This is a genomic window from Kaistia sp. UC242_56, from assembly GCF_044452255.1.
Taxonomy (GTDB): domain Bacteria; phylum Pseudomonadota; class Alphaproteobacteria; order Rhizobiales; family Kaistiaceae; genus Kaistia; species Kaistia defluvii_A.
Window position 1 is genome coordinate 1,893,862 of record NZ_JBIOAN010000002.1, and the last position, 13,832, is coordinate 1,907,693.

10 protein-coding genes are annotated in these 13,832 nt (G+C 64.8%); 6 read left to right on the forward strand and 4 right to left on the reverse strand.

Annotated features, from left to right (window positions below; translation table 11 throughout):
- The first annotated feature begins 139 nt into the window (after nt 1–139).
- From putA to ACHMWQ_RS11655, 3 genes are all read left to right on the forward strand, one after another.
- Nucleotides 140–3,235 carry a bifunctional proline dehydrogenase/L-glutamate gamma-semialdehyde dehydrogenase PutA gene (gene putA, locus ACHMWQ_RS11645; protein WP_396307584.1) on the forward strand — a complete coding sequence of 1,032 codons (3,096 nt, stop codon included), beginning with the start codon at nt 140–142 and terminating at the stop codon, nt 3,233–3,235.
- 257 nt (nt 3,236–3,492) lie between these two features.
- Nucleotides 3,493–5,460: a potassium transporter Kup gene (locus ACHMWQ_RS11650; RefSeq protein ID WP_396307585.1), complete on the forward strand. Its 1,968-nt coding sequence runs from the start codon at nt 3,493–3,495 to the stop codon at nt 5,458–5,460.
- 392 nt (nt 5,461–5,852) lie between these two features.
- Complete coding sequence (locus tag ACHMWQ_RS11655; RefSeq protein WP_396307586.1) at nt 5,853–6,017, forward strand: DUF4440 domain-containing protein; 165 nt, start codon at nt 5,853–5,855, stop codon at nt 6,015–6,017.
- A 307-nt stretch (nt 6,018–6,324) separates the two neighbouring features.
- On the opposite strand, the gene ACHMWQ_RS11660 is transcribed toward ACHMWQ_RS11655, so the two are convergent.
- The 4 genes from ACHMWQ_RS11660 to ACHMWQ_RS11675 all read right to left on the reverse strand — a co-directional run bounded on the left by ACHMWQ_RS11660 (nt 6,325) and on the right by ACHMWQ_RS11675 (nt 9,888).
- Nucleotides 6,325–7,119 (reverse strand): GNAT family N-acetyltransferase, encoded by a 795-nt coding sequence (locus tag ACHMWQ_RS11660; protein ID WP_396307587.1) that lies wholly within the window; start codon nt 7,117–7,119, stop codon nt 6,325–6,327.
- Between the two features lie 252 nt (nt 7,120–7,371).
- The gene (locus tag ACHMWQ_RS11665) at nt 7,372–8,568 is read right to left on the reverse strand and encodes an MFS transporter (protein ID WP_396307588.1); all 1,197 of its coding nucleotides are present in this window, start codon (nt 8,566–8,568) and stop codon (nt 7,372–7,374) included.
- A complete protein-coding gene (locus tag ACHMWQ_RS11670; RefSeq protein WP_354548209.1) occupies nt 8,568–8,981 on the reverse strand; it encodes an SET domain-containing protein in 414 nt (137 codons plus the stop codon). The genes ACHMWQ_RS11665 and ACHMWQ_RS11670 overlap by 1 nt, the downstream gene beginning before the upstream one ends.
- A gap of 4 nt (nt 8,982–8,985) precedes the next feature.
- A complete protein-coding gene (locus ACHMWQ_RS11675) occupies nt 8,986–9,888 on the reverse strand; it encodes a hypothetical protein (protein WP_396307589.1) in 903 nt (300 codons plus the stop codon).
- Between the two features lie 337 nt (nt 9,889–10,225).
- Here ACHMWQ_RS11675 and ACHMWQ_RS11680 point away from each other — a divergent pair, with 337 nt between their 5' ends.
- The 3 genes from ACHMWQ_RS11680 to ACHMWQ_RS11690 all read left to right on the forward strand — a co-directional run bounded on the left by ACHMWQ_RS11680 (nt 10,226) and on the right by ACHMWQ_RS11690 (nt 13,748).
- Nucleotides 10,226–11,512 carry a diguanylate cyclase domain-containing protein gene (locus tag ACHMWQ_RS11680; protein WP_396307590.1) on the forward strand — a complete coding sequence of 429 codons (1,287 nt, stop codon included), beginning with the start codon at nt 10,226–10,228 and terminating at the stop codon, nt 11,510–11,512.
- Entirely contained in the window at nt 11,406–12,440 is a 1,035-nt protein-coding gene (locus tag ACHMWQ_RS11685; RefSeq protein ID WP_396307591.1) for a putative bifunctional diguanylate cyclase/phosphodiesterase, read from the forward strand. Before ACHMWQ_RS11680 ends, ACHMWQ_RS11685 begins: the two co-directional genes overlap by 107 nt.
- An 81-nt stretch (nt 12,441–12,521) precedes the next feature.
- Nucleotides 12,522–13,748 (forward strand): winged helix-turn-helix domain-containing protein, encoded by a 1,227-nt coding sequence (locus ACHMWQ_RS11690; RefSeq protein ID WP_396307592.1) that lies wholly within the window; start codon nt 12,522–12,524, stop codon nt 13,746–13,748.
- Nucleotides 13,749–13,832 lie beyond the last annotated feature (84 nt).

A 13,832-nucleotide genomic window follows, 5' to 3' on the forward strand; every position in this document is an offset into this window, starting at 1 on the left:
AGGTAGATCCTTGGACGGTAGAGACATTCGCGGAAAAATGCCAATCGGCCGTGAATGTCACGGATTGGGCTCGCATCAAACCCCAAAACCTCGCCGAGATCGGCGATATTCTGCGGACTTCGCAATCCGGAGTGCCCGCATGCCGACCGTCGCCATCGAACCCTTTCGTGCTCCCTATGCCGGCGACGATGCCGCGCTGATGCGCCAGGCGATCCGCGGCTCGATGCTCGACGCCGCCGCCGAGGCGCGCACCGACCGCCGCGCCACCGCCTTCATCGAGGCGATCCGCGGCCAGTCCGGCGCGGTCGGCGGCATTGAGGATTTTTTGCGGGAGTTCGGGCTTTCGACGCGCGAGGGGCTGGCGCTGATGGTGCTGGCCGAGGCGCTGCTGCGCGTGCCGGATTCGGCGACGCAGGACCGGCTGATCGAGGACAAGCTCGGTGGCGCCGACTGGAGCGAGCATAGCGGCAAGGCGGAAGGCTGGTTCGTCTCTGCCTCGACCTGGGCGCTAGGGCTCTCGGCGCGTATCGTGACGCCGACCGACAGCGCCGACGGGATCATCGCCGGCCTCGTCAAGCGCGTCGGCACCCCGACCGTCCGCACCGCGACGCGCCAGGCGATGCGCTTCCTCGGCTACCATTTCGTGCTGGGTCAGACCATCCAGGATGGACTGAAGCGCGCCAGGACGCTGGAAAAGCAGGGCTTCCGCTATTCCTACGACATGCTGGGCGAGGGCGCCCGCACGGCCGAAGACGCGCAGCGCTATTTCGACAGCTATGCCATGGCGATCGATGCCATCGGCAAGGCGGCCGGCAAGAAGGCGCTGCCGGATCGGCCGGGCATCTCGGTCAAGCTCTCGGCGCTGCATCCCCGCTTCGAGGCGGTCAACCACGCGCGGGTAATGGCGGAGTTGACGCCGAGGCTGGTCAAGTTGGCGGCGCAGGCGAAGAGCTATGACCTCAACTTCACCGTCGATGCCGAGGAGGCCGACCGGCTGGAACTGTCGCTCGACGTGATCGCGGCAGCGTTCGCCGATCCGTCGCTTGCCGGCTGGGATGGGTTCGGCCTCGCCATCCAGGCCTATCAGAAGCGTGCCGGCGCGGTGATCGACTGGATTGGCGAACTGGCCTCAAGGCTGGATCGCAGGATGATGGTCCGCCTGGTCAAGGGCGCCTATTGGGACACCGAGGTGAAGCGGGCGCAGGAGCGCGGCCTTGACGACTATCCGGTGTTCACCCGCAAGGCCGCGACCGACCAGAACTATCTCTTTTGCGCGCGAAAACTGCTCGACCTGCGGCCGCGCATATTTCCGCAATTCGCCACCCACAATGCCTTGACCGTCGCAACGATTCTGGAGATGGCCGGGGAGGCGACCGGCTTTGAACTGCAGCGCCTGCATGGCATGGGCGAGGCGCTGCACAAGGCGGTGCATGACAGCGTGCCGACGGTCTCGACCCGAATCTATGCGCCGGTCGGCGGCCATCGCGATCTGCTCGCCTATCTGGTCCGCCGGTTGCTTGAAAATGGCGCAAACTCCTCCTTTGTGGCCGTCGTGGGCGACCGCTCGGTGCCAATCGCGAGCCTGCTGGTCCGGCCCGACACGACGCTGGAGGGCGGTGCCCGGGCCCGCCATCGGCACCTGCCGCTGCCGGCCGATCTCTATGGTGAGACCCGCAAGAACTCGGCCGGCCTCGAATTCGGCTCCGAAACCGTGCTGAACGCGGTGCTCGACGGCATGAAGGCGCATGACGGCACGGCGCTGGTGGCGAAGCCGATCGTCGCCGTGACGATCGACGACGGGAAGCCGACGCCGGTCCTGAGCCCGATCGACGGACGGACGGTGGTTGGTTCGGTTTCCTCGCTCTCCGTCGATGCCGTCGACAGCGTCATGAGGGCGGGGCAGGCGGCGTTTCGCGGCTGGTCGGCGACGCCGGCCGAGGATCGCGCCCAAATCCTCGACAAAATGGCGGATTTACTGGAGCAGAACCGCGACCGGCTGATGAGCCTGCTCGCCCGCGAGGCCGGCAAGACGCTGGCCGATGGGCTTTCGGAGGTGCGCGAGGCGACGGATTTCTGCCGTTACTATGCCGCTGAGACCCGCCGCCACTTTGCAGCGCCGATCCGGATGCCGGGCCCAACTGGCGAGCGCAACGAGCTCCAGTATCGCGGCCGGGGCGTCTTCGTCGCCATCTCGCCCTGGAACTTCCCGCTGGCAATCTTCCTCGGCCAGGTGACGGCGGCGCTGGCCGCCGGCAACGTGGTCGTGGCGAAGCCGGCCGAGCAGACGCCGATCATCGCCTTCGAGGCGGTACGGTTGCTGCACCAGGCCGGCGTGCCGGTTGGCGCCTGCCAATTGGCGACCGGCGACGGCAAGATCGGCGCCGCTCTTGTTAGCCATCCGTTAACCGCGGGCGTCGCCTTCACCGGCTCGACGGAGACCGCGTGGTCAATCAACCGCGCGCTCGCCGCGAGGAAGGGCCCGATCGTCCCGCTGATCGCCGAGACGGGGGGCCTGAATGCCATGATCGTCGATGCGACGGCGCTGCCGGAGCAGGTCACGGACGATGTCGTCGCCTCGGCCTTCCGTTCGGCCGGCCAGCGCTGCTCGGCGCTGCGCATTCTCTATCTGCAGGACGATGTCGCCGACCGGATGCTGGAGATGATCGAGGGCGCGGCGGCGGAACTCACCGTCGGCGATCCGCGCCATCCTGCGACCGATCTTGGCCCGGTCATCGACGCCGAAGCCAAGTCCAATCTCGACCGCCACATCGCCGCGATGCGGAAAAGCGAGACCGTGCGCTTCGAGGGCAGGGCGCCCAATGCCGGCAGCTATGTCGCGCCTGTGATCATCGAGCTCCGCGAGGCCCGGACGCTCGACCGCGAGGTGTTCGGGCCGATCCTGCATGTCGTGCGCTGGAAGGCGGGCGATCTGGACGAGGTGGTCGAGCAGGTCGCCGCGACCGGCTACGGCCTGACGCTCGGCATCCACAGCCGCATCGACGAGACGGTGGATGCGATCGTAGAGAAGCTCGCGGTCGGCAATGTCTATGTGAACCGCAACGTCATCGGCGCCGTGGTCGGCACCCAGCCCTTCGGCGGTTCCGGCCTTTCCGGCACCGGCCCCAAGGCCGGCGGCCCGAATTACCTGCTGCGCTTTGCCGAGGAACAGGTGATTTCAGTCAACACGGCGGCAGCGGGCGGCAACGCGTCGCTGATGGCGATGGGCGACGGCTAGCCTGCGGGGACTCCCCTATGTCCAGTATGGCCCGAACCAGATCGGGTCGATCCGCTGTTTCGCGCAACCAGTGGCCGCTCCGGCCGTTGCACCTGCGCCGGCCCAGAGCCGGAGTTCGAAACCCAAAGCCCCTGCACCGAAGCCGCGGGAGGTGCCCGCGCAATAGGATGGGGCTATGCTCCGCGTTGTGCACCGCACGGCTTCTGCTATAAGCACGCGCGGCCGCCGGTAGGTGCGGTGAATGAGATGACCAGTTCATGGCTCTGAATGCGCAGGGGTCCGATACCGGAACCCCATCTTCGGTTTCGGCCAGCGATGTGCCGACCGGAGCGGCTACCGACGAGCATGGCGCCGGCAGCCCAGTCGCTCATGCTGGGTTCTTCACGCTGGCGCTTGGCTCGGTCGGCGTCGTCTATGGCGACATCGGCACCAGCGTCATCTATGCCTTGCGCGAGGCCCTGCATGCGGCCAACCGTGCCCATGGCGAACTCGTTCGGGAAGACGTCATCAGCGTCATTTCCTTGATCATCTGGACGCTGACGATCATCGTCACGCTCAAATATGTCGTCATTTTGCTGCGCGCCGACAATAATGGCGAGGGCGGTACGCTGTCGCTGATGGCGCTCGCCACCCGCACCGTCGGCAAGTCCGCGCCCATCGTCTTCGTGCTCGGCGTGGCCGGCGCGGCGCTGTTCTATGGCGACGCGGTGATCACGCCGGCGATCTCCGTGCTTTCCGCTGTGGAAGGCCTGACGCTGGTGACGCCGGCCTTCGACGGCTATGTCATCCCGATCACCATCGCCATCATCGCCGCCCTGTTCATGGTGCAGCGCTATGGCACGGCCAAGGTCGCCGCCTGGTTCGGGCCGATCACCGCCGTCTGGTTCATCGTCATGACGATCGGCGGCTTCCTGCATATCGCCGACGATCCCGGCATCTTCGCCGCCCTCAACCCCTATCACGCCGTCCGCTATGTCACGACGCATGGCCATACCAGCCTGCTGGTCATCGGCGCGGCCTTCCTGTCGGTGACGGGCGCCGAGGCGCTTTATGCCGATCTCGGCCATTTCGGCCGCAAGCCGATCCAGGCCGCCTGGCTCGCCTTCGTCTTCCCGGCGCTGGCCGCCAATTATCTGGGGCAGGGCGCGCTGGTGCTCGCCAATCCGGCCGCCATCAGCAATCCGTTCTACCTGCTGTTCCCGGAATGGGCGCTGCTGCCCGTCGTGCTGCTCGCGACCATGGCGACCGTCATCGCCTCGCAGGCCGTGATCACCGGCGCCTTCTCGATGACCCGTCAGGCGATCCAGCTCAAGCTGCTGCCGCGCATGGAAATCGAGCATACGTCGGAGACGCATGTCGGCCAGATCTACATGCCGCAGGTCAACACGCTGTTGATGGTGGCGGTGCTGATCCTGGTCATCACCTTCGGCTCGTCCAGCAAGCTCGCCACGGCGTATGGCATCTCGGTCACGGCCGAAATGGTCATCACCGCCTGCCTCGCCTTCATCGTCATCTGGCGCTTCTGGCGCTGGCCGCTCTGGGTGTCGGCGCTGCTGATCGCGCCGTTCCTGATCATCGATCTCGTCTTCTTCGGCGCCAATCTGCTGAAGATCACCGAGGGCGGCTGGCTGCCGCTGGCCTTCGCCTTCATGATCATGTTCATCATGCGGACCTGGGTACGCGGCACCAAGATCCTGTTCGACAAGAGCCGCCGCGCGGACGTTCCGCTGGCCGATCTCGTCAAGAACCTGGAAAAGAGCAGCGTGGTCCGGGTTCCCGGCACCGCCGTGTTCCTGACCAGCGATCCCGAAACGGCGCCGTCCTCGCTGCTGCACAGCCTCAAGCACTACCGCGTGCTGCACCAGAAGAACGTGCTGCTCACGGTCGTCACCAGCAACACGCCGCGCATCGACGATGCCGACCGCGTGCGGGTCGAGCCGATCAACGAGAGCTTCACGCGGGTGTTCATGAGCTTCGGCTACATGGAGACGCCGAACGTGCCGAAGGCGCTCAGCCTCTGCCGCAAGCAGGGCTGGAAATACGACATCATGTCGACGTCGTTCTTCCTGTCGCGCCGCTCGATCAAGCCCGCGAGCCATCACCTGTTCGCGCGTATCCAGGACAAGCTGTTCATCAAGCTGGCGATCAACGCCAGCGACGCGACGGAATATTTCCACATACCGACCGGCCGCGTCGTCGAAATCGGTACGCAGATGACGATTTGATTGAGGCAGGGCGTCGGGTTTGCGCCCAACTTCCAGAGATAGAAAAGGCCGCCACGAGCTATCTCGGGCGGCCTTTTTGTCGGGATCCTAGGACCGTGCATAGGGCGCCTCTTCAGAGATCCTGCGATATCTCGTTTTCAAGTGGAGAATAGATGTGACAATCCGAGCCGCCGACCCTGCAGCGACCGATGACGCCGACTGGCTGCGTGAAACCGAGCGCGCCAGGCTGCGCGCCCTCGTCAGCGCGGATATGGGCCAGGCACGACCGCTCCATGCTCCGGACTTCCAGTTGATAACGCCAATCGGCGCCACGCTTTCCAGGGACGAATATCTGGGGGGCGATTGCTTCCGGACAAATCCGATACCTGACATGGGAGCCCGCCGACATCGCCGTGCGCCTCTACGACGGAGCGGCGGTTCTTCGCTATCGCGCCCAGCTTGAAGTCGTCTTCGGTGGGCACAAAGTTCCCCTCAGCGATTATTGGCACACCGACGTCTATGAGCGCCGCGACGGGCAATGGATGGTCGTCTGGTCGCAGGCCACCAGCATAAGGTAAGGCCGGCCGTGACGGGCAGAGCCGCGTCGTCGAGATCGGTACGCCGATGACGGCCTGAGCGGGGGGCGGGTTGGCGCTCAACGTCCCGAAATCGAAAAAGGCCGCTACGAGCTAGCTCGGACGGCCTTTTCGATTGGACGGCTGGCAGCTCGGCAACCCGCCGGGCGAATATCTGACATCGGGTGGAAAGCGGAACGGCGGGTTTGGGGAGCTAGAGTTTGAAAGGCGCCGTACAGTTAGCGAAGCTGTTCGTGAAACAGAATTGGCAATTCTGTTTCAAACCCCATCCAGACGCCTGTCGCATCAGCTATCGGGTGAAGCGAGCGCCTCTGTTCGCTGCGACCACACCACATATCAGCGTCGGTTCTAGCCGGAGCCCGGACGCCGCGACCATCTTTCGCGAGGAGGCGTTAGTAGCCGAAACGAGCTCGTATATGTGGGTTGCGTCGAGGTCGCGAAACGCACTCACAACCATCCGTGCATTAATGTAATTACCGAGGCCTCTTCCCCTCTGCGTTTCCAATACGGCGACGAGTCCTCCCCAAGCATATCGGTGATAGGGGCTGTGGGCATTGTGAGGCAGGTAACAATGAGCGACCGCCACTATCTCCCCGCGCCCGTCGCCGATGACTACGGTCGTCGCCGGGCCAAGGGCTCCGGTGAGTAGTGACCCAGAGAACGGAACGACCCCCGCCGCGTTCATCAACCCCTGAATCTGTTTGATATATTTGCTTTCGGGATCGGTTGGTCGGTCAAGTTCGACCAACCCGTCTGGTAGCCCACGAGCTAGGATTGCTTCCGCTGCGGTGGGCGCAGCGGCGCGCGAGGCAAGGAAGACATCCCACGTATCGAAGCGATAATCCTGTCCTAGCAGCCGAGTGCCGATCTGGTCAGCCTCGTTGGTGGAGAGAAGGCGGAATCCACAGATGCCGTCACGATGAAGAAACTCGGTAACCCGATCCCATCCCAATTTGTTGGGGTCATCACAACCCATCATGCGGCCCGTTTGACACGCGCCGGGTGTCTTGTCGATCCAGTCAGCGTTCGCCTCGGCCTGCATTTGCAAGCGCTGTTGCTCCTCCGAACCGAAGTAACCTGACATCACATGCTCTCTCAATAAGAAGACCTTACCGAGCCCAGAAACATCCCCAACGACTGGTGCGTGGTCCGCTTCCACGCTCGTCGCCGGTCCAATCGTAAACTGGATACTACGATTCTGTTTCAGCTCGGAGGTTCGCTTTGGAGCGATGACGGAAACGAGGCGAACGGCCGAGATCGGGATCGCGAGTGCACTTATGACTTCGGCGGGATTGCCTGTGCCACTGCATGACGCGGCACAGGCGGGAATCGAGGTTCAGTCGGCGGGGGCTTCCGCCGCCTTCTTCTGGCCCGGGCGGACCAGGAAGATCAGCAGCGCGACGAAGCCCAGCGCCACGGTGACGGGCAGGGCTTCTGCGCCGAACAGGTCCATCAGGAAACCGATCGGCGTCGAGCCGATGACGGAGCCTGCCGAATAGGCCATGGCGAAGCCGGTCGAGACCACCGCCAGGCGCTGGCCGCGAAAATCCTGGCCGATCAGCACGATGCCGAGCGTGTAGAGGCCCGATACCGTGCCGCCGGCGATGAACACCACCGGCTCCAGCAGGAAGGCCTTGTCCATGACAAAGGGGAAGGCGAGCGTGCTGACGACGGCAAGGCCGGCCGTGCCGATCAGCGTCAGCCGGCGGCCATGCCGGTCGGCGAACCAGCCGAGCGCCACGATCAGCACGGCTTCGCCGAGGCTGAACACCGCGACCAGGCGCGAGGCGCCGGCGTCGTTCAGCCCGTGGGCGAGACCGTAGAGCGGCAACAGGCTCTGCATCGCGGTTTCGCCGATGCCGGTCAGGAAGGCGGCGGCGATCAGGCTGCCGGCCAGCGTCAGCGACATGCGCAGCGTATGGACGTCGCCGCTCTCTTCCTCGTCGTCGACCTCGCCGACCGCCGAGCGGATCGACAGCGCCACCGCGACGCCGATCGCCAGCGGCACCATGGCGGCGATAAGGGGGAGGCTGCCGGTCGAGCCGGTGCCGGAAAGCAGCAACGGGCCCATGAACTGGCAGGCGGCATAGAGCGTGCCCGACGCGCCGACGATGCGGCCGCGATTGCGGTCGTCGACCACGCCGTTCAGCCAGATCTCGGTGGTGGTCCAGAGCGCCGAGAAGCAGGTGCCCATGACGAAGCGGGCGATGAACCAGACGGCGATGTTGTCAAAGGCGAAGATGGCGGCAAAGGAGGCCAGCGACAGCGCGAACTGGGCCGCGACCAGCAGGCGCAGGCCCATGCGGTCGATCAGCCAGGGCACGAAGGGCCCGAAGATCAGGATGCCGGCGCCGGCGATCGACGCGTTGAGGCCGATCAGCCAGGTGGCGATGCCCTTCTTTTCCAATGCGAGCGAGAAGAACGGATAGGAATAGCCAAACAGCAGCGCCTCGATGCCGATCAGCAGCAGGACGCCCGCGACGCGCCAATAGCGGGTGCGCGCGGCGGATTTCGTCTTGTCTGGGGAGGGCATCAGATCTCGCAGTTGGGCTCGGGGCACCAGCACTTGATGCCCTGGGGCACCAGATCGAAGGTCCGGTAGTCGGCGGTCAGTTCCTCGCCCGCCGCGATCTCGCGATCGGCGAAGACGTACAGCTGCTCTTCGACGCGCGTATTCGGACGGCAGGAGTGATTGAGGAAATCGATGCCGGCCGGCTCTTCCATCGGCAGCAGGCACAGCAGCTTGCGGCCGATCAGCTTGAGATGGACCGATTGCCGCCACCAGTAGTCGTCGAGCTCGCTCTGCTTGTCGAGGTCGATCAGCATGGCCTTGCCGTCGAAGAAGCCGAGCAGGGTGTCCTTCGGCACGGTAGCCTTGGCATGGATGGTCTGGTGATCGTCGCTGATCGAGCGGACCTCGATGAAGTCCTCGTTGGTGTAGCTCATCGGATCACTTCCTGAAATCGAAGGCGGGGGTGCCGCCAGACTGTCCGTCCCGGGCGGCCATCAGGGCTTGCCCGTCAAATAAGGCGGCGATCCAGCGCTCGCAGAGGCGATTGGCATAGAGGGCCGGCATTTCGTGATCGTGCGGCTCTTTCACCATCTCGGCAAACACGGGGTCGTTGTGCGGCGCGGTCCAGGTCCGCTTGTCGGCCGAGAGGTGCACCGCCCGCGCCGGGATTTCCGAGACCTTGTTGTAGCTCGTGATCGTGTTGGCCGACATATTCTGCCAGACGACGGCGCATTTGTGCAGCAACCGCTCCAGTTCGTGCCGGTCGCGGATCTCGTGCGGCGGAACGCGAAAATGGCGCAGGCTCAGGTCACGCACCAGCATGCCGAAGGCAAACGCGTCGGAGGTCGTGTTGATGGCGAGGAAAGGCGTGCTGAGCGCCGGATCATAGAGGGGATCGGCCACCGAGCGGGCATGGGGGCAGAAGGCGACCGGGAAGAACTCGTAGATGGTGGGAATGTTCGTGACCGGGCAGACGACGTCGAACGGGATCGCCACCGTCTGGCTGTTGATCAGCGCGCCCGCGCTCTCCGCAAGGCCGGCATCGACCAGGATCTGGCCCAGCGTGCGAAGTTCATCGACCGAATTGTCGAAGGGCTCGCAGGAGGGGACGATCGCCAGGAATCCCGTCTTGCGGTAGTCATCGACATCCAGCCGAAAGGTCTTCAGCGCTTCCAGGAACTGATAGCCGTTGCGAACATGCGCGACCGTGTATCGGCCGAGCTGAAACTCGCGCTTTCCCGCGGAACAACGCAGATCCGTCTGGAGCCAATCTTCGAATTCACTGTCCGAAGGGGCCTTAGCGACAGTGTGAAAAGGGCAGCCGACGGCCGATGACGCCATCCCAGCCGAATCGTCATCCGGTGGGAAGTTCATATTGCCCCCGCAACATAGCCCAGACTTGATGCATACAGTTTTGTCGGGAAAATGGCGACAAGTTCGACGGTTTGTCAACCATATTATATTCAAATCTACTGAACACTTTCACACGGTTGCCCCATGCTGGAAAGTACGGATTTGCAGTCGGAATTTAGTTCGAAACAGGGCCTCGGGCCGCGTCCGGCATGCCGTCAACAACTCGCCCGGTTTCGGCGTTTGTCTAAAATGCGCTGTATCGAGTTAAATCGGCATAAAAGGCTGGTGCGTAAGTTTGCGTGTCGCCAATTGAGATGGACACGTCATGTCTCACCCGATCGCCGGGCGTATAACGTTTAACCTGGTTGCCGGTATCCTGGTGACGGTCGTGACCGTCATTGCGGGCGTGGCATGGATGGCCTATCGCCAGAACGACCAGGCCGCCGCCCAGACACGCACCATGGTGATGGGTGGCATCGATGCCATGCATACGCGCGTCCAGGGCTTGGCGAACGACTATTCCTGGTGGGAAGAAGCCTACGACGCCTACCAGCGCGGCGACGCCGCCTGGATCGATGCCAATATCGGCACGGGTATCGTCGACACCCAGATCGCCGATTTCCTCGTCATCGTGTCGCCGGACCACCAGGTCAAATATGGCTGGTGGACGCCACCCGAGGCGCCAAACACGGCGTCGGTCATGTCGCCGGCGCTGATCGGCAAGATCGAGGACCTGATCCGCACCGCACCGGTCGAGAACAACGCCGCCCGCTCCAGCTATGTCGAGACGCCGGCCGGAATCCTGCTTTTCGCTGTGTCCCGCATCGCGCCCGTCTCGAATGCCGGCGCGGTCGATCCCGCGACCCTGCCGCTCCTGGCCATGGGTTTCTATCTCAACAACCAGCGCCTTTCCGAGCTCGGCCGCAGCTTCCTGATCAATGATCTGCGTCTGGAGCGGGCCGACGCGGTCACGGACGCCACGCGGGAATTTCCCGAAATCCGCGATATTTTCGGCAAGGTGATCGGACGCCTGGTCTGGACGCCGCCGACGCCGGGCTTCGCCGTGCTGCGCAATGTCGTGGCGCCGATCGCCGGCGGATTGCTGATCTTCTGCCTGATCGCCATGTGGACGGTGCTGCGCGCCCGGCGCCTGGCGCTGTCGCAGGCCCTGAGCGAGAAGCATGCCATCGAGGCGGCCCGCACGGACAGCCTGACCGGCCTCACCAACCGCTTCGGCTTCAACGAGCTCAGCGCCAGCGCGTCCTTCGAGGAAGCCTGCGCCCGGGGCGAGGCGGCGATCATCTATCTCGACATCAACGGCTTCAAGTCGGTCAACGACTCGATCGGCCACCAGGGCGGCGACGCGCTGGTCGGCATGCTGGCCGAGCGGCTGTCGATGATCCTGCCGCCCGATGCCCGCTTTGCCCGCGTCGGCGGCGACGAATTCGCCGTGGCGCTTACCGGCCGGCCGGCGCTTGACGCCGTCGCGGGGGGTCGCCTCCGCCATGGTGCATGCGCTGGACCAGCCCTTCACGGTCACCGGCTTCCAGTTCCAGGTGACGGCCGCCGTCGGATATGCGGTGTCCGACGGCATCGACGTGTCGCCGGATGAACTGCTTCGCCGCGCCGACCTCGCCATGTACCAGGCCAAGAACGCCGCCGAACGCGACGCCGTGCCGTATCATCCCGGCCTCGAGACCGGTGCGCTGCATCGCAAGCGGCTCGGCATGGCCTTGCGCGGCTCCATCGAAGCCAATGAGATGTCGGTCGTCTACCAGCCGATCGTGCGGGCCAGCGACCTGGCTGTGGTTTCGCTCGAGGCGCTGGTGCGTTGGGACTCGAAGGAGTTCGGCCGCGTCTCGCCGGCGGAGTTCATTCCCGTCGCCGAAGAGACTGGCGCGATCCACGACATCGGCAAGTTCGTGTTCCAGCGCGCCTGCCAGGACATGGTCGACTGGCCGGGCCTGCGTATGTCGATCAACGTGTCGCCGGCCCAGCTGCGCGATCCGAGCTTCGCCAATGATCTCGGCGCCATCGCGCGCCGGCATGACGTCGTGCCCAACCGCTTCAAGCTGGAGTTGACCGAGGGGCTGCTGGTCCGCAATCCTACGATCGCCAAGCGCAAGCTGGCACGGCTGAAGTCGATGGGCTTCGGCCTGTCGCTCGACGATTTCGGCACCGGCTTCTCGTCGATCGGCTATCTGCGCCAGTTCCCGTTCGACTGGCTCAAGATTGACAAGTCGTTCATATCCGAGCTCGGCACCAACCCAACCGCCAACGCGCTGATCCAGTCGATGATCGCGCTCGGCGACGCCATGGACATTGCCGTGGTCGCGGAGGGAATCGAGACGGTGGAACAGCTGCAGCTGCTGCGCCTGCTCCAGTGCGAATATGTGCAGGGCTATTATCTGGCCAAGCCGATGCCGGCGGCCGAGATCTCCGCCTTGCTGGCGCGGCTGGGCGAAAGCCGGCGGATCCTGCCGGAGCTGGAGCTGCCTGGCTTCGAATCCGGCCGCTCGGCGCTCAACCTCCAATCCTGATCCCACGCCGTAGGACGAGGCCGGTATGGCTTCCGCCTCCGCGCTTTGCCATAAACGCGGGGTGAGGGCGGGGGATTGCCGGTGACGGACGGACTGACAGCAGACGAGGCGAGGCGCATTGCGCTGGCCGCCCAGGGATTTGGCGGCCGGCGCCAGGCGAAGTTGTCGTCGTGGCGGCAGATATCGCCTGTCATCGGGCAGATGGGGCTGCTGCAGCTCGATTCCGTCAACGTGCTGGTGCGCTCGCACTATCTGCCGACCTTCAGCCGCATCGGCGCCTATGATCGCGCCGCGCTCGACGCGCGCGCCTTTGCCGGCGGCAAGAAGCGCGCCCTGTTCGAATATTGGGCGCATGAGGCGTCGCTGCTGCCGCTCGAACTCCATCCCTTGATGCGCTGGCGCATGCAGCGCGCGGCCTCCGGCGTCGGCATCTATACCGGCCTTTCCCGCTTCGCTTCCGAGAATCGCGATTATGTCCGCGCCGTGGTCGACGAGATCCGCCGACGCGGACCGCTCGCGGCGAGCGAACTGGATGATCCCGGAACCCGCAGCGGGCCTTGGTGGGGCTGGCACAAGGGCAAGACGGCGCTCGAATTCCTGTTCTGGGCCGGCGAGGTCACGACCGGCCACAGGCGGGGTGCCTTCGAACGGGTCTATGACCTGACCGAGCGCGTCATCCCCGCCGAGATCGGCGCGATCGCGACGCCGAGCGAGGCAGACGCCATCCGCGCGCTGGCGCTGGCCGGCGCGAAGGCGCATGGCGTGGCGACGGAGACCGACATCCGTGATTATTTCCGCCTGCCGGTGGCGGAGGCCCGCCTCGCGCTGGGCGAACTGGTCGAGGCGGGCGCGCTGCGGCCGGTGACGGTCGAAGGCTGGAAGCAGCAGGGCTATCTGGTCGATGGCGCCGCCATTCCCGCCCGGGCGACGCCGACCGCGCTGCTGTCGCCGTTCGATCCGCTGGTCTGGCATCGTCCCCGCACCGAGCGGATCTTCGATTTCCATTACCGGCTCGAATTCTATACCCCCGGCCCGAAGCGCATCTTCGGCTATTTCGTCATGCCGTTCCTGCATCGGGGCCGGCTCGAGGCGCGGGTCGATCTCAAGGCGGACCGCGCGGCGGGGCGCCTGCGCATCCTCGGCGTCTTCGCCGAGGCGAGCCTGCGCAAGCCGGAGCCCATGGTGACGGCGCTGGCCGAGGAATTGCGACATCTGGCCGGCTGGCTGGATCTGGCGGATATCACTGTCGAAGCGGACACGCCGCTTGCGGTTTTGCTTGCGAAACACGTTACTCGGGGTAGCGATTAAGCAACTTCGCAGGATTACGCCGCCCCTCTCTTGCGGCGAATTGAATGACGTTGCGGAACATGGTCTTGTCACGGTGTCATGAGT

Bases quoted from the DNA above. Each gene is read 5' to 3' on its own strand.
- putA (WP_396307584.1), top strand. From the start codon at position 140: ATGCCGACCGTCGCCATCGAACCCTTTCGTGCTCCCTATGCCGGCGAC.
- ACHMWQ_RS11650 (WP_396307585.1), top strand. From the start codon at position 3,493: ATGGCTCTGAATGCGCAGGGGTCCGATACCGGAACCCCATCTTCGGTT.
- ACHMWQ_RS11660 (WP_396307587.1), bottom strand. From the start codon at position 7,119: ATGTCAGGTTACTTCGGTTCGGAGGAGCAACAGCGCTTGCAAATGCAG.
- ACHMWQ_RS11665 (WP_396307588.1), bottom strand. From the start codon at position 8,568: ATGCCCTCCCCAGACAAGACGAAATCCGCCGCGCGCACCCGCTATTGG.
- ACHMWQ_RS11670 (WP_354548209.1), bottom strand. From the start codon at position 8,981: ATGAGCTACACCAACGAGGACTTCATCGAGGTCCGCTCGATCAGCGAC.
- ACHMWQ_RS11675 (WP_396307589.1), bottom strand. From the start codon at position 9,888: ATGGCGTCATCGGCCGTCGGCTGCCCTTTTCACACTGTCGCTAAGGCC.
- ACHMWQ_RS11680 (WP_396307590.1), top strand. From the start codon at position 10,226: ATGTCTCACCCGATCGCCGGGCGTATAACGTTTAACCTGGTTGCCGGT.
- ACHMWQ_RS11685 (WP_396307591.1), top strand. From the start codon at position 11,406: ATGGTGCATGCGCTGGACCAGCCCTTCACGGTCACCGGCTTCCAGTTC.